The sequence below is a fragment of the Gemmatimonadota bacterium genome (genome assembly GCA_040388535.1).
Taxonomy (GTDB): domain Bacteria; phylum Gemmatimonadota; class Gemmatimonadetes; order Gemmatimonadales; family GWC2-71-9; genus Palsa-1233.
This window is the reverse complement of the sequence record JAZKBR010000001.1, coordinates 293,781-308,682: the sequence shown is the minus strand read 5'-3', so window position 1 is coordinate 308,682 and position 14,902 is coordinate 293,781. Positions and strand designations below refer to the sequence as shown.

13 protein-coding genes are annotated in these 14,902 nt (G+C 66.4%); 5 read left to right on the top strand and 8 right to left on the bottom strand.

Annotated features, from left to right (window positions below; all coding sequences use genetic code 11):
* Window positions 1–113: 113 nt before the first annotated feature.
* Genes gyrB through V4558_01410 form a run of 4 tightly spaced genes read right to left on the bottom strand, consistent with a single transcriptional unit; the run spans window position 114 to window position 4,272 of the window.
* Entirely contained in the window at window positions 114–2,048 is a 1,935-nt protein-coding gene (gene gyrB / locus V4558_01425) for a DNA topoisomerase (ATP-hydrolyzing) subunit B (protein MES2304133.1), read from the bottom strand.
* Window positions 2,049–2,069: 21 nt separating this feature from the next.
* Window positions 2,070–2,411 (bottom strand): DUF721 domain-containing protein, encoded by a 342-nt coding sequence (locus tag V4558_01420; protein ID MES2304132.1) that lies wholly within the window; start codon window positions 2,409–2,411, stop codon window positions 2,070–2,072.
* Entirely contained in the window at window positions 2,408–3,481 is a 1,074-nt protein-coding gene (gene recF / locus V4558_01415; protein MES2304131.1) for a DNA replication and repair protein RecF, read from the bottom strand. Before recF ends, V4558_01420 begins: the two co-directional genes overlap by 4 nt.
* Window positions 3,482–3,486: 5 nt before the next feature.
* Window positions 3,487–4,272 carry an enoyl-CoA hydratase-related protein gene (locus V4558_01410; protein MES2304130.1) on the bottom strand — a complete coding sequence of 262 codons (786 nt, stop codon included), beginning with the start codon at window positions 4,270–4,272 and terminating at the stop codon, window positions 3,487–3,489.
* A 71-nt stretch (window positions 4,273–4,343) separates the two neighbouring features.
* On the opposite strand from V4558_01410, the gene glpK reads away from it, so the two are divergent.
* From glpK to V4558_01385, 5 genes are all read left to right on the top strand, one after another.
* On the top strand, window positions 4,344–5,801 hold the full coding sequence (gene glpK, locus V4558_01405) for a glycerol kinase GlpK (protein MES2304129.1): 1,458 nt from the start codon (window positions 4,344–4,346) through the stop codon (window positions 5,799–5,801).
* A gap of 67 nt (window positions 5,802–5,868) precedes the next feature.
* Window positions 5,869–6,294: a cytochrome c maturation protein CcmE gene (locus V4558_01400; protein MES2304128.1), complete on the top strand. Its 426-nt coding sequence runs from the start codon at window positions 5,869–5,871 to the stop codon at window positions 6,292–6,294.
* A 7-nt stretch (window positions 6,295–6,301) separates the two neighbouring features.
* Window positions 6,302–8,344, top strand: a complete 2,043-nt coding sequence (locus V4558_01395) for a cytochrome c-type biogenesis CcmF C-terminal domain-containing protein (protein ID MES2304127.1) — start codon at window positions 6,302–6,304, stop codon at window positions 8,342–8,344.
* Window positions 8,341–8,955: a cytochrome c-type biogenesis protein CcmH gene (locus V4558_01390; GenBank protein MES2304126.1), complete on the top strand. Its 615-nt coding sequence runs from the start codon at window positions 8,341–8,343 to the stop codon at window positions 8,953–8,955. The genes V4558_01395 and V4558_01390 overlap by 4 nt, the downstream gene beginning before the upstream one ends.
* Window positions 8,952–9,353, top strand: a complete 402-nt coding sequence (locus tag V4558_01385; protein MES2304125.1) for a zinc ribbon domain-containing protein — start codon at window positions 8,952–8,954, stop codon at window positions 9,351–9,353. The genes V4558_01390 and V4558_01385 overlap by 4 nt, the downstream gene beginning before the upstream one ends.
* Before the next feature lie 144 nt (window positions 9,354–9,497).
* Here V4558_01385 and V4558_01380 read toward each other — a convergent pair whose 3' ends face one another.
* The 4 genes from V4558_01380 to V4558_01365 all read right to left on the bottom strand — a co-directional run bounded on the left by V4558_01380 (window position 9,498) and on the right by V4558_01365 (window position 14,832).
* Window positions 9,498–10,721: a hypothetical protein gene (locus V4558_01380; protein MES2304124.1), complete on the bottom strand. Its 1,224-nt coding sequence runs from the start codon at window positions 10,719–10,721 to the stop codon at window positions 9,498–9,500.
* Window positions 10,722–10,845: 124 nt separating this feature from the next.
* Entirely contained in the window at window positions 10,846–12,564 is a 1,719-nt protein-coding gene (locus V4558_01375; GenBank protein ID MES2304123.1) for a hypothetical protein, read from the bottom strand.
* Entirely contained in the window at window positions 12,548–13,303 is a 756-nt protein-coding gene (locus tag V4558_01370) for an ABC transporter ATP-binding protein (protein ID MES2304122.1), read from the bottom strand. The genes V4558_01375 and V4558_01370 overlap by 17 nt, the downstream gene beginning before the upstream one ends.
* Window positions 13,300–14,832 (bottom strand): transglutaminase-like domain-containing protein, encoded by a 1,533-nt coding sequence (locus V4558_01365; protein MES2304121.1) that lies wholly within the window; start codon window positions 14,830–14,832, stop codon window positions 13,300–13,302. Before V4558_01365 ends, V4558_01370 begins: the two co-directional genes overlap by 4 nt.
* Window positions 14,833–14,902: the final 70 nt, after the last annotated feature.

Below are 14,902 nucleotides of genomic sequence, written 5' to 3'. Positions count from 1 at the left end.
GAGGGGGCGGCGCTATCCGGGAAAGTGATAGTTCCGCCCCCTCACTGCGTTCAGGGTGACAATCATCCACCAATGATCCGTCAACCGTCATCTGTCATCTGTCATCCGTCTTCCTACACGTCCAGCACACTCACGAACTTCGCGTTCGCCTCGATGAACAGGCGTCGCGGTTCGACGTCGTCGCCCATCAGTTCGTCGAAGAGTTTCGATGCCTCGACGGCGTCCTCGAGGGTCACCCGGAGGATGGTGCGGGCGTCCGGGTCCATCGTGGTCTTCCAGAGCTGCTCGGGATTCATTTCGCCGAGACCCTTGTAGCGCTGGCTCATCACGTTGCCCTTGGAGCTCTCGAGCCGCTTGGCGAACGCGTCCCGCTCTTCCTCGGTGTAGGCGTAGTACTCCTCACGCCCCTTCGCGACGCGGTAGAGGGGCGGCTGTGCGATGTAGATGTAGCCCGCCTCGATCAGCTCCGGCATCTGCCGGAAGAAGAAGGTCAGCAGCAGCGTCCGGATGTGGGCGCCGTCGACGTCGGCGTCCGTCATCAGGATGATCTTGTGGTAGCGCGCCTCCTCGATCTTGAAATCCTCGCGCACACCACAGCCGATGGCCGTGATCATCGCGCGGATTTCCTCATTGCCGAGAATCTTGTCGATCCGCGCCCGCTCGACGTTCAGGATCTTGCCGCGCAATGGCAGGATCGCCTGGAACGAGCGGTTGCGCCCCTGCTTGGCCGAGCCGCCGGCCGAGTCACCCTCGACCAGGTAGATCTCGCAGAGCGACGGGTCGTCGAGCGAGCAGTCAGCGAGCTTGCCCGGCAACACCGCATTCTCGAGGCCGGACTTCTTGCGGACAAGATCGCGAGCCTTGCGGGCCGCCTCACGCGCGCGCGCCGAGGACACCGCCTTCTCGACGATCGCCCGGCCCACCGCCGGATTCTCCTCGAGGAACTGCCCGAGGTGCTCGTTGACGACGGCGCGGACGATGCCCTCGACCTCGCCGTTGCCGAGCTTGGTCTTGGTCTGCCCTTCGAACTGCGGCTCGCGGACCTTCACATGCAGGACGCAGGTGAGTCCTTCGCGCGCGTCGTCGCCGCTGAGCGTGAAGGTTTCCTTCTTCATCGCGGTCGACTTCTTGGCGACTTCGTTGATCGTGCGCGTGAGCGCCGAGCGGAAGCCGGTGAGGTGGGTCCCGCCTTCGTGGGTATTGATGTTGTTCACGAAGGTGAAGGTGTTCTCGTTATAGCCTTCCTCGTACTGCAAGGCGATGTCGACATCGACATCATCACGCGTGGCCGAGAAGTGCACCGGCTTGGGGTGCAGCGTCTTCTTGTTCCGGTTGAGCCAGGTCACGAACTCGACCAGACCGCCCTTGAAGTAGAAGGTCTCGGTCTTCGGGATTTCGTCCCGCTCATCGGTGAGGATGATGTTGATGCCACCGTTGAGGAAGGCGAGCTGCCGCAGACGGTCGGCCAGCGTCGTCCACGAGAACTCGAGCACGTTGAAGATTTCGGGGTCGGGCTTGAAGTGCACCGTGGTGCCGGTGCCCGCCGCCATTCCGATCACGGTCAGCTTCTGCGTGGTGTGCCCGCGGACGAACGACATCTGGTGCCGGGCTCCCTCGCGGTCGACCGTGACCGTGAGCTTCTCCGACAGGGCGTTGACCACGGAGACGCCGACGCCGTGGAGGCCGCCCGAGACCTTGTAGGAATTCTTGTCGAACTTGCCGCCGGCGTGGAGCACCGTCAGGGCCAGTTCGACGCCGGGAATTCCCTCGGTCGGGTGGATGTCGACGGGAATGCCGCGACCGTCGTCGGTGACGGTGATCGAGTTGTCGCGATGAATCGTGACGTCGATCCGGCTGGCGTGACCCGCCAGCGCTTCGTCGATCGAGTTGTCGACGACCTCGTAGACGAGGTGATGGAGGCCGTTCTCACCGGTGGACCCGATGTACATCCCGGGACGCTTGCGGACGGCCTCGAGGCCCTTGAGGACCGTGATGCTGTCTGCGCCGTAATCGTGATTGCCGTTCGCGCCGTTCTCTTCCTTCGCCATGCTGCCTCGCTTACGAAACGTTCAGGGTTGATCCAGCGGACCAACCAGCCATCGAATGTGCTGCACTCGGCCTTTCTTCGAACCATTCACCCGCGCCAGAATGCGGGGCGTCATCAATCCCAGTTCCGTGGCCCAGGCGTGGGTCGCTACCCGCACCATCAGGGTGCCATCGGGCGTCATTGACAGCGCCTTGGTCACCGCGGCGATCTGCGGCCCGACCGCATCGGGCCAGGCGTCGACCGCGACCGCCAGGTCGAGCCGCTTGGCGTAACCGGTGCGCTTCACCCACGACGCCAGCGCCTCGGCAAACGGCACCGGTCGCGCCGGGGCGTTGATATCGGGCGATCCGGTTCGCCGCCTCACGACATCCCCTGCGTCACGACACCATCCTCCACGCGCCATCGCGGCAGCAACAGCTCGTTCGGAACGTCCTCGGCGCGCGGAGCCGTCACGATCCGCTGTCCCGGTCTCGCCACGAGCCGGGCCGCCAGTCGAGCCTGACGCGTCGCATCGAGCGTCGCAAAGACGTCATCGACCAGCAGCGCCGGTCGCACGCCCCGTGCGGTGGCGAGTGTCTCGAGCTCCAGCAATCGCATTGCGATCGCGGTCGATCGCTGCTGCCCCGTGGAGCCGTAATCGCGAACGGCGTGACCACCGAGCTGGAGCACCAGGTCGTCGCGGTGCGGCCCGACATGCGTCTGTCCGCGGGCAAGGTCACGCGGCCGCGCGGCGGCAAGCTTCTGCGTCCAGGCTTCGCCATCAGTCAATGCCTCATCGCCCCGATACCGCAGCACGACGGCCGCCGACTCACCCAGCGCATCCAGCTCTGCCTGCCACGGACCGGCCGCCCCGTCGGCCCAGGCCATCCGCCGCCGCACGATCTCGACCCCGTTGCGCGCCAGTGGAGCATCGAACGCCTCGGCCGCCCGCGCATCCCCCGAGCGGAGCGCCGCGTTCCGCTGTGCCAGTGCGGCGCGGTAGCGGAGCAGGGCATCAAGATAGGCCCGATCGGCCAGCGACAGCATCCGGTCAATCCACCGGCGTCGTTCGGAGGCACCCCCCTGGACCAGCGCGAGATCGGTCGGCAGGAAAGCCACCGCGAGCCAGCGTCCCAGTGCACCGGTGATGGTCGCCTGCTCTTCGCCATCGAGCACGATCCGCTTCCGACGCGTGGTACTGCTCCACGTGGTCGCGATCTCGCTGCCATTGGCGAGCGTCACCGTGACGTGAAAGCCCGGGCCACCGAATCGGGCCACTTCGCGATCGGCCGCGCCCCGCACCGAGCGGAAGAGCACCGGGTACGCCAGTGCCTCGAGCAGGTTCGTCTTGCCGTGGCCGTTCGGGCCGACCAGTGCCACCCCTTCTGCCGGCAGGTCGAGCACGGCGTCCGCCAGGTTACGGAAACTCCGCACCAGGAGCGTCGCCGCCTGCATCGCTGCTATTCCCCGCGGAATGCCGGGGGACGCTTCTCCAGGAACGCTGCCGTGCCTTCGCGCTTGTCGTCGCTCGCGCAGGCACGGCCGAACATCGACGCCTCGATCGCGAGGCCATTGTCGATGGTCGTGTCGAGCACGCGATCCACGGTCTCCAGACAGAGGGCCACCGCGAGCGGCCCCTGCGCCAGAATGGTGCGCACCATTGTGTGCGCCGTCTCGAGCAGCAGCTCTGCCGGCACGACCCGGTTCACCAGGCCGATGCGCGCGGCTTCTTCGGCGTCGATGACGGCGCCGGTCAGCAGCAGTTCGAGCGCGCGACCACGACCAACCAGTCGTGGCAGACGCACGGTGCCGCCGTAACCGGGGATCAGGCCAAGCTTCACTTCGGGCTGACCGAACTTGGCGTTGGGCGAGGCGAGTCGGATGTGACACGCCATCGCGAGCTCGCAGCCACCGCCAAGCGCGAAGCCGTTGACCGCCGCGATCACCGGCTTGCCAAGCTGCTCGATCGCGCGGAAGGCGGCCTGACCACGGGCCGCGAGATCGGCACCGCTCGCGCCATCGACCATGGCAAGTTCACTGATGTCGGCCCCGGCAACGAACGCCTTCGGCCCGGCACCAGTGAGTACCACGCCACGCACCGAACGATCATTGGCAATCGCCTCGGCGACGGCGGCGAGTTCGCTGATCACCGTCGCGTTGAGGGCGTTCAGCTTGTCGGGGCGATTGACCGTGACGGTGGCGATTCCGTCCTCGGCTTTGGCGTACAGAAGGGTGGTGTAGGTCATCCCTGTAAAATAGCGGATCGGGGCCCTCGGTGCGGCCTGCGGGGCACCCCCGGAGACGGTACCTTCTTCCGATGCCGACCATTCTCGCCCTCGATCAGGGCACCACCGGATCGACCGCCCTCGTGATCGCTCCAGATGGCTCGGTCGCCGGGCGGGGCTACCGCGAAATACCCCAGTTCTTCCCGGCTCCCGGGCAGGTGGAGCACGACCCGGAATCTCTGGTTCAGGCCACGGTTGGGGCGGCCCGGGAGGCGATTGCCGCGGCCGGGATGGCCATCGATGCGATCGGCATCACGAACCAGCGTGAGACGCTGGTGCTCTGGGATCGCGCGACGCTGGCGCCGATCGGCCGGGCGATCGTGTGGCAGGACCGACGTACCGCCGATCGTTGTGCCGAACTGCGCGGACGCGGCCTTGAGCCACGCCTCCGCCAGCGCACCGGCCTCCTCCTCGATCCCTACTTCTCGGCGACGAAACTCGAATGGCTGCTGGCCGACCCGGTGATTCGGCGACGGGCCGACGCGGGAGAACTCGCCGTGGGCACAGTGGAAAGCTGGCTGGTCGCCCGGCTGACTGGCGGACTCCACGTCACTGATCCGACGAACGCCTCGCGCACGCTACTCGCAGATCTGCGCACTGGCACCTGGGATGCCGACCTGCTCGAACTCTTCGGAGTCCCTCCGCAAATCCTGCCGCGGTTGGTGCCCAGCGCGGGAGTAGTGGGAGTGACGCTGCCGGAATGGTTCGGAACCGAGATCCCGATCGCTGGCCTCGCTGGAGATCAGCAGGCCGCGCTCTTCGGGCAAGGATGCGTGACAGCGGGGGCGGCGAAGATCACCTATGGCACCGGCGCGTTTCTGCTGCGCTACACCGGGGATGATCTCCCGCCAGTTCCCGGCGATGGCATCCTCGCGACGATTGCGGCGAACGCGAGTGGCGGCATCGGGTGGGCGCTCGAGGGAAGCGTCTTCGTCGCGGGTGCGGCGGTGCAGTGGTTGCGTGACGGACTCGGTCTCATCGAACGGGCGAGCGACACGGCCGCGCTCGCGGCGAGCGTTCCCGACAGCGGTGGTGTCGTGCTGGTACCCGCCTTCACCGGACTCGGGGCTCCGTACTGGAACGCCGAAGCGCGCGGGACGATCACCGGCCTGACGCGTGGCACCACGCGGGCGCACATCGCACGCGCGACACTCGAGGCCATCGCGCACGGCACCTGCGATCTGGTCGAGGCGATGGGTGGTGTGACCACGCTGCGTGTCGACGGTGGGGCCGCAAGTAACGACTGGCTGATGCAGACCCAGGCGGACCTGCTCGGCCTACCGGTGGAGCGACCGGCCGGAGTGGAACTCACGGCCTATGGCGCCGCACGGCTCGCCGCCCTCGGTATCGGCGGGGCGCTGCCACCGGCGGCCGCACTGGGTGGTATCACCATTTTCAATCCAAAGAGCGACTCCACCTGGCGCGAAGCCCGCCGAAGCGAATGGCGGCGGGCAGTGCGTGCCGCGCTGACGTGGGCCGGGGAAGCGTAACGCTCCGGCACTGCATCGTCAGCAGTGGTGGGGTATCTTTCGGGATGCAGTCACTAAGGAGTTCTTCATGAAGCCGGGAACGCGCTTTGCCCTCGGGGCGGTGGTGATCGTCGGGGCCGTGGTGCTCCTGATCTCGGAAGGCGTCAAGGCGACCGGAACCTACTTCCTCACGCCGACACAACTCGTCGAGAAGACCACGGCGGATTCCACCTTCTACAATCTCGGTCTCAAGGTGAGTGCCAAGGTCGTGCGCGGGTCCATCAGTCGCGACCCCAGCGCACGCCGCGTCGACTTCAAGATCAGCGACGGCGGCCAGACCTTTCCGGTGACCTATGTTGGTGATGTGCCCGACACCTTTACCGACGCCAACGACATCGATGTCGTCGTCGAGGGGAAGTTCGGCCGAGACCACGTCTTCCACGCTACCGATGTGATTGCGAAGTGCGGCTCGCGGTACGAAGCCGTGTGGGACGCACAAGGCAAGAAGGCCTGAGCATCCCATGACCCTGCTTGGATCGTTCGCACTCTGGGCGGCTTTTCTTCTCGGCCTCTGGAGCGCGGGGCTCGCGTTCTTCGGGCGCTGGCACGATCGCCCGGCCCTCGCGCTCAGCATTACCCGCGGCAGTTACGCGATCTGTGGTGCGCTCCTCGTCGCTGCCGCTGCCCTCTGGAAGGGGATCTTCACCCACGACTTCAATATCGAGTACGTGGCGTCGTACACTTCGCGCAATCTCCCCGACTACTACCTGATCTCGGCGTTCTGGGCCGGACAGAAGGGCTCGCTGCTCTTCTGGGCCGTGGTGCTCGGCATCTTCGGCGCGCTGGCGCAGGCGCTGACGTCGACGCGACACAAACACCTGCTGCCGTATGTCGCTGGCGTGACCGGGCTGGTCGCGGCGTTCTTCATCTCGGTGATGCTCTTCGGGGAACACGCGAATCCCTTCGAGCGCCTCGCGTTCACACCACCGGACGGCCGCGGCCTCAATCCGCAGCTGCAGAATCCCGGCATGGTGATGCACCCGCCGATGCTCTATCTCGGTTACATCTCGCTGACCGTGCCGTTCGCGTTCGCGATCGCGGCGCTCCTGTCGCGCACGCTCGATGCCGGCTGGATCATCGCGATGCGAAAGTGGGCTCTCGCCTCGTGGCTCTTCCTCTCGATCGGGATCACCATCGGGATGTGGTGGGCCTATGTCGAACTGGGGTGGGGTGGCGTCTGGGCCTGGGATCCGGTGGAGAATGCCTCGTTCCACCCGTGGCTCACGCTGACGGCCTTCCTGCATTCGGTGATGATCCAGGAAAAGCGCGGGATGCTGAAGCGCTGGAACCTGTCGCTGATGCTCGGCACCTACCTGCTCTCGGTGTTCGGCACCTTCATCACTCGCTCGGGGGTGATCGCATCGGTGCACTCGTTCACCCAGTCTGATGTCGGCTCGTTCTTCCTCGCGTTCCTGCTCGTCACCGCGATTGCCTCGTTCACCCTGCTGTACACCCGCTGGCCGTCGCTCAAGGCCGATGTCGAGCTCGAGTCGCTGGTGAGCCGTGAGGCGGCGTTCCTCTTCAACAACCTGGCGCTGGTCGGCATCGCCTTCTCGGTGCTGTGGGGCACGCTCTTTCCGATCGTCTCCGAAGCGGTGCGCGGCGTGAAGATCTCGGTGGGTCCGATCTTCTTCAATCGCGTTAATGTGCCGCTGGGCCTCTTCCTGCTCTTCCTCACCGGTGTCGGCCCGCTCATCGCGTGGCGCAAGGCGTCGGCCGCGAATCTGCGACGCCAGTTCATCGTGCCCACGGCCGCCTTCCTGCTGACCGGCGGGATCGCCTACGCGCGCGGTCTGCACGACGGCTATCCGCTGATGACGCTGGCGCTCGCGGGCTTCGTGGTGGGGACGGTGTTGCAGGAGTTCTATCGCGGCATTCGCGCCCGGATGACGATGCACGCCGAATCACCCTTGCTGGCGCTCGGGCACCTCGTCGCCCGCAATCGCCGGCGCTACGGCGGTTACATCGTGCACATCGGTGTGGTCGTCTATTTCGTCGCGTTCACGGGACTCGCGTTTCAGGTGAAGACCAGCGTGACGCTCTCGCCGGGTGAGAGCACCACGGTGCGCTCGCCCTACGGTTCGATCTACAAGCTCACGCATATCGGCGTGTCGCAGTACGCCGCGCTCAATCGGCGCGTGTCGGCCGCGACCCTGGATGTCTCGCGTGATGGCAAGCGACTCGGCACCATTACCTCCGAGAAGCGCCAGCACATCGATTCGTTCGGCAATCCGACGTTCGAGCCTTCGACCGAAGTCGGCATCCGCACTGATCTGCGCGAAGATCTCTACGTGGTCTACGGCTCCTCGCCCGATGGCACCGAGCGCGCGAATTTCACGATCCTCATCAACCCGCTGGTGGTCTGGTTCTGGATCGGTGGGGCCATCCTGACCCTTGGCGGCCTGATCACGATGTGGCCGGGCGGCGCGCAGGTGCGCACACCGCGTCGCCGGGCGGCAGTGCAGGCAGGATACGCCGTACCGCTCGCCGGGGTCGCCGAATGAGGCCGCTCACCCGACGGGAACTCCTCGGCGGCGCAGCGATGCTCGCGGTGCCGCTTGCGGCGCAGCAGCTCCTCGGACAGGACGTGATGAAGGTTCTTCCCAAGGATTCGATTGCTGCCGCCGACCGGCTGGCGGAGCCGTGGCTCGCCGGTCGACCGCAGGAAGCGATCACCGCGATGGACAACGACCCGACGGTGCTCGGCATCGAACGCCGACTCCATTGCACCTGCGGCTGCACCCTCGACATCTACACCTGCCGGACCACGGACTTCACCTGCACCTACTCGCCAGCGCTCCACAAGGAAATCGTGGCGATGGTGCTCGCGAAGCAGACGCCGGAACAGATCGTGGCGTCGTTCGTGGCGCGGGAAGGGGAGAAGATGCTGATGGCGCCGGTGCCCACCGGCTTCAACCTGGCAGGGTACCTGGTGCCGGGGCTCACCGTGGCCGCCGTGGGCCTCGCGCTCGCGGCGTGGCTCTCGCGCCGCCGGGGCGAGACGGTGCTCGCCGCCGCCAAGGCCGATGAGGCACTCGCGATGGCCCCGGCGCCCGCGCCCGATGCGGATTCGCTAGAGCGGCTCCGTCGTGCGCTCGATGAGGTTGACTCGTGATCCTGCTTGAAGCGATTGCAGCCGGGGTTGTCGGCGCGGCACTGCTCTGGCTGGTACTCGAGCCGATTCTCTTTCCCACCGCTGCAGCACCCGAACTCGCCGACATCCCGGAGCCTGAGGAAACGGCGCGTGGTCAGGCGCTCCTGGCGCTCAAGGAGATCGAATTCGACCGCGCCACCGGCAAGCTCTCCGATGCCGACTATACCTCGCTCCACGCTCGCTACACTGCAGCGGCGTTGGTGACCCTCGCCGACGACTCGGTCGCGAGCGACCGGGTCGAGGCGCTGATTGCCGAGCGTGTGGCGACGCAGACAGGTGGGGCGTTCTGCACCCAATGCGGCGCCCGACTCCCTGCCAACGCAAAATTCTGCGAGAGCTGCGGATGCGCGACGGGGTGAGTGAATTGGGATGATGGATGATGGATGATGGAGAAGGGAGGGGCGCGAAGTGGGTTGCTGGTTCGCCGACGGCGACCCGTTCCGTCCGTCATCCGTCATCTGTCATCCATCATCCATCATCCATCATCCATCATCCATCATCTTTCAGTGCTGATACACCGTCGTAAACCACCCCGTCGTCCGCGTCCCATCCGTCTTGATCGTCCAGTTGGCACCCTCCGGGGCGCTGCCGGCCACGGTGGCTTCGACAGCGGTGCCGATCAGGTCATCGCTGGTGGTGATGATGTTGCGCACGGCGCGGAGCAGCGCGAAGACTGATGGTGCTGCCTTGATGCCGCGATAGAGCCACGGCTCGACCTTGCCGCTGGTGACCGACTTGTAGGCCGCGTCGACCGCGGAGAGCAGTGTGGTGACGCGACTCCCGTCGACGCGCGGGACGCACGCTTCGTCATCGTCCTCGTAGGCGACGATGCGCACCGGCGAGCCGGGATGCCTGGTCTCGTAGGCGGCGCGATCGCTTTCCGTGAGCAGCATCGCGCTGCCGCGCCAGTCGAGTTCATTCTGGTCCCAGATGTAACTCCCGCCGCTGTGTTCCCCGGTGCAGGCAAGCTGGACCGCTTCGCCGCCATCTCCCACCCCATAGACGTGATACTCGAACTCGGGCTTCCCCTTGATCCAGCTCTCGTAGTAGTCGTCGAAGTGGCTCTGGGTCAGCATCAGCCCGGTGGCTCCGGCCGGGGCGCTGGTGCCGCCGCCGCCACTCCCGCCACTCCCACCCTCGCTCGGCGTGCACATGTCATAGCAGCTCATGGCGAGCGCGGGTCGTCCACTGGTGAAGTCGGTCTCCTGAGGCACCAGTGCGATCACCGGCGTTGCCGGCGGGCGTGCGGCGTCGAGTACCGAGCGTCGACCGCTCGCATCGAACGCGACCGGCGCATCGCCATCCCGTTCCTGAGTTGCCACGAGGTAGTCGGTGCTGCCGTGCCACGCGGCACGCTGGGCTTCGACCGGCAGGTAGATTTCGAGATTCCGCGCGGCGGTGAGGTCGGCCAGCAGCTCGCTGACGCTCGTCGCCCCCTGCCGCGCGAGCGTCGCGAGCAGAGCGCCTTCGTCGGCGCGCACCAGCGCCTGGAATTGCAGCTTCCCTTCCGGTGCATGTGATCGCGCGAGTCGTCGCGCCAGCGTCGCGCGAGTGGACGGGTCGGCGAGCGCGGTCGCCAGGCGCATCGCGAGCCGCTCCCGCGCCGTCATCGCGACGGTGGGCGCAGCAGGGCTCGCGAGCGGGGTGTGGGGCAGGGTCGTGGTGTCGTGATCGGCGCAGGCGCCGAACAGCACCACTGCGGTGAAACAGGACAGGCGGCGGAACATCGCATCCTCCCGGAGTGAAACGGCAACTGCGACCAGGCAGGGTGCCGGGTCGCAGTTGGCATATTCGGGAGTGGGTGGTTGTCGCCGAGTGACCTTAGAGTGCGCGCGGGGTCGGGAATCCGCGTCAGGCTTCGAGCTGCAGCAGTCGCTTCCGGGCCAGGCCGAGTGGAATCACACCGGCCAATGCGCAAAGCACCGCCACGATACCAAGGCAGGCCCAGCCCAGGGCGTCGGGCCCGCCACCAGTATGGTCCTGCGTCGCGCGCAGGTGCTGGATCACCGGCAGCGCCTCGATGATGACGACCGCGGCGAGCAGCGCCACCGCCAGCAGCATGAACACCAGCCCGCCGAACGAAGTCGGTATCTGCGCCGCATTCTCGCTGTCGAATTGCGGATAGAGCGTCCCGATCCCGAGCGCCAGGCCGCCAATGGCCAGGGTATAGCCGAGCACGGTACCGACGCTCACAAGCATCATGAAGGTGTCGGCGCGAAGCAGCGTGTTGGTGGTAATCGTGAGCCCAAGGGCCAGGAGCAGCAGCGGCAGCACGCCGACCAGGTACTTGCTCCGGAGCATGGTCCCAGGATCGAGTGGGCTCGACCGCAACAGCCAGAGCAGGCGACCCTCGAGCGACACCGACGGGAAGATGAAGCGCGCGGCCACGGCCGCAATCACGAAGCCGGCCAGCCCCTGATTCAGGAAGACGATCAACGTGACCAGGAGGAGCGGCACCTGTTCGCCGGTGAAGAGCGGCAACGCCCGGATGTTGAAGAGGTAGACCATCACCAGCACGCCGAGCAGGATGAGCTGGCTCCACTGCGTACTGTCGCGGAAGAAGAGCCGCAGGTCCTTGAGGATGAACTCCCGGCGGATCGGCGACATGCCACGCAGGAACCGCCGCGCGATGCCGTCCCAGCGCGCACCACGGACGAACTCTTCCGCGCCCTCCTGCGCCCGCGCGAAGCCTGACACATAGAGCCGGCGGTGGATCGACGCCCCGATGACGATGAATGCACCTGCCGTGGTCCAGAGCAGGGCGATCGGCAGCGGGTCGCCCACGCGCGTCAGCCAGTTCATCAGCATGCTGCTGGCCCACTCGCTCGGGAGCAGCGCCGAGCTGGGCGTGCGCAGCACCGCGATGAAATCGACCAGCGACTGGAATCCCTCGGGGCGCGCCAGCTGTTCGGGGCGGAGGAGTCGCAGCGCTACAACCAGGGCACCGACGGCGACGATGGTGACGAGGCCAAGGAGATCCCGCGCGCGTCGTGCGGGAAACACATTGACGAGCACCATCGTCACGGCCGAGCCGATCACGCCCGGGATGATGAACAGCGGCAACAGCGCGCCGATGGCCACGATCGGGAAGAGCCAGCCGCCACCCCAGACCACACTGTAGGCGGCGAGCAGTGGCACGGCGAGCAGGGCGACCATCCACGACGAGTGGATGATGGTTTCGCCGAGCTTGGCGAGGTAGAAGCGACCCCAGTCCACCGGCGCCGCGACCAGCATGTCGAGGTCCTTCGCGAGGAAGAATGTCGACAGCGACGAGACGAGATTCGACAGCAGCAGAATCGAGATGAAGGAGAGGAATGCCATCCCGAGGAGTTTGCCGGCGAGCGGAGTGCCGATTTCCGGCACGCCCTTGAAGTAGCTGACGACGCGCCACGCGATGTAGAACGCGGCCGCAAAGAAGAGGGCAGCGGCCACGAAGAGGAGAATGCCCCGGCCCCGTGGAGCGTCACCCGGTCGGCGGCGGAACCGCGCGAGCGCGCTGCGCCACTTGGGTGACGTCAGCGTGGCGAAGCCGGGCTGCTTCGGTCGTGCGTCCTCAGCCAAGGATGGCATCGAGGTCGTGGTCGACGTGTTCACCAGTGAGACGAAGGAAGAGTTCCTCGAGTCCCGCGCCGTGAGCTGAAGCGTCGTGACGGAGTTCATCGAGCGTCCCGCACGCGACCAGTTCACCCTGGCGGATGATCCCGATCCTGTCGCACCACCCCTCGACGATCTCGAGCGTGTGGGTGCTCATCAGCACGGTGCCGCCCCGGTCGACGAAACGGCGGAAGAGTTCGCGCAACAGCCGGGCGCTCTTCGGATCGAGGCCGATCATCGGCTCGTCGACGACGATCACCTCGGGGCGGTGCACCAGCGCGCTCGAGATGATCAGCTTCTGCCGCATGCCGTGACTGTACGATTCGGTGAGCTCATGCTTCCAGCGGTCGAGTTCGAAGAGGGTCAGCAGTTCGTCGATCCGCGACTCGAGATCCGGGCCATCCTCGCCATAGAGCGCTGCCGTGAAACGGAGGAACTCGGCGCCGGTGAGTTTGTCGTAGACGAACGGGCGATCGGGGATGAACCCCATTTTTGCCTTGGCACCCATCGGATCGCGTAGCAGGTTGACCCCGCCGATTTCGATGGTGCCGGCCGTGGGCGCCAGGATCCCGGCGATCATCCGCATCGTCGTCGTCTTGCCGGCGCCGTTGGGGCCGAGGAAGCCGAAGAGTTCGCCCTTGGTGATCTCGAGGTCGATCCCTTTCACCGCTGCGAACGAGCCGTACTTCTTCACTACGCCGCGCAATACGATCACGGCGCCTCCGTCGAATCGAGTAGGGTGAATTTGGCCTGCGCCAGTATCGGACGAAGATCATCCGGGTGACTGGATCCAGCATAGCCGATCCGGATCAATCCTGCGCCTGCCACGGGGCGCCCGAATACCGGGTCGACAGCGAACCAGGAGTTGTTCGCAGCATCCCACACTTCGGCCCACGCGTGGGTGAAGAGTGTCTCCCCTCGGGGCGCGACGCCGACGACGTAGCGCGCCTGCACTCCGCCAGCCCGGGCGATCGCGACATAGAGCCGTGCCAGACCGTCCGGGCGTCCCCGGTGCGCCATGAGTGTGCTGAGTGCATCGTCGGCTGCGGAGACAGCGGTGTCAACGGTGGCCAGTTTCGGAATGGCACTCACCAGGCGCAGCAGCGCCTCGCCGCCGGTCTCACCGGCGAGGATCTCCTTGGCGAGTGCCCGGATCTCCGGCGCCTGTTCCTGCGCCAGCGGGTCGTAGGTGCGGTCGATGCCGGCGCTGCGCGGGCCGGGCAACGACACCGAAAGCACGTTGAGCACACCGCCGCGCATCAGCTGCCGTCCACCGTTGAGGTAGACCAGCATCACGCCACTCACCGCGCGCCCGTCGCGGCGCTCGACGCGAAAGTGGCGCTCGCCGCTTGCCGTATCCGGTCGGTTGCCCGGACTCGCGAGAGGTGAGAGCTGGCCCAGTGCATTCGTGATGGCGGCAGGCCTGGCGCGCGCATCGCGTCGGAACTGTTGCACCGCAATGTCGAAATCGGATCGCACCCAGTGCACCCCAAGCGGCCAGTCGAGGCCGGCGATGCCACCGCGCGCATCGACCCAGAGCCGGTATGGCCCCAATGGCGAGTCGATCAGCACCTCGGTGGCACGAACCGAATCGCGGTGCGCTTCGACGAATCGTCCTGAGGCACTGTCGGCCTGGGCGCTGTCCGCGAAGACCACGGTCGAATCACGCCCGACCTTGATGAGTCCAGACCGGGCCGAAGGTGGCCAGCCGCCATAGAGGAGCATCTGGCGCGACCGACCCTGACTCAGGCCACCGGTCAGCGCCAGCCGATAGGGCATCGCCCCCAGGGTGACTCCAGGGGTCGCTGGCTTGAAGCGCGCGGTGACGAGGATCGACCCGGCGCCGTAACCGACGACCGCAGAATCTGCCCCGGGCTTGATGGTCCATTCGACCTGCCTGGCGCCAAAGGAGTAGCGTGACCGAACATCCTGGAGGGCGAGGGTCGCGCCCAGTCGGGTTTCGGTAAGGCGGGTTGCACGGTGAAAGGCACCCTCGCCCGACAACTCGAGCGTCACCGTTTCCCTGATCCGGTACCCCGGCGAGAGGGTGTCGAGGGTGACGCCGGCACTGCCGATCTGTTCGTCACCGGAGTAGACCGCAAACCACCCGGCGGTGGGAGAAAGCCGCAGCGACGCCTCATTCGAGAGGGTGGTGGCTTCCGTCTGGCCGGTGGTGCGGATCCCGAGCCAGACAAGGGTGCCAGCCCAGGCCGTCAGGACCGCGACCCCGGCGAGGGCTCTCATGGAGGGGGGGCGTTGGCGCATGGAGGCCTCTTGTAGCAAGGCTCGGGCCTTCTCGGAAGGGTCCGCGTTG

Bases quoted from the DNA above. Each gene is read 5' to 3' on its own strand.
- recF (MES2304131.1), bottom strand. From the start codon at position 3,481: ATGCAGGCGGCGACGCTCCTGGTGCGGAGTTTCCGTAACCTGGCGGAC.
- V4558_01395 (MES2304127.1), top strand. From the start codon at position 6,302: ATGACCCTGCTTGGATCGTTCGCACTCTGGGCGGCTTTTCTTCTCGGC.
- gyrB (MES2304133.1), bottom strand. From the start codon at position 2,048: ATGGCGAAGGAAGAGAACGGCGCGAACGGCAATCACGATTACGGCGCA.
- V4558_01365 (MES2304121.1), bottom strand. From the start codon at position 14,832: ATGAGAGCCCTCGCCGGGGTCGCGGTCCTGACGGCCTGGGCTGGCACC.
- V4558_01390 (MES2304126.1), top strand. From the start codon at position 8,341: ATGAGGCCGCTCACCCGACGGGAACTCCTCGGCGGCGCAGCGATGCTC.
- glpK (MES2304129.1), top strand. From the start codon at position 4,344: ATGCCGACCATTCTCGCCCTCGATCAGGGCACCACCGGATCGACCGCC.
- V4558_01380 (MES2304124.1), bottom strand. From the start codon at position 10,721: ATGTTCCGCCGCCTGTCCTGTTTCACCGCAGTGGTGCTGTTCGGCGCC.
- V4558_01410 (MES2304130.1), bottom strand. From the start codon at position 4,272: ATGACCTACACCACCCTTCTGTACGCCAAAGCCGAGGACGGAATCGCC.
- V4558_01375 (MES2304123.1), bottom strand. From the start codon at position 12,564: ATGCCATCCTTGGCTGAGGACGCACGACCGAAGCAGCCCGGCTTCGCC.
- V4558_01400 (MES2304128.1), top strand. From the start codon at position 5,869: ATGAAGCCGGGAACGCGCTTTGCCCTCGGGGCGGTGGTGATCGTCGGG.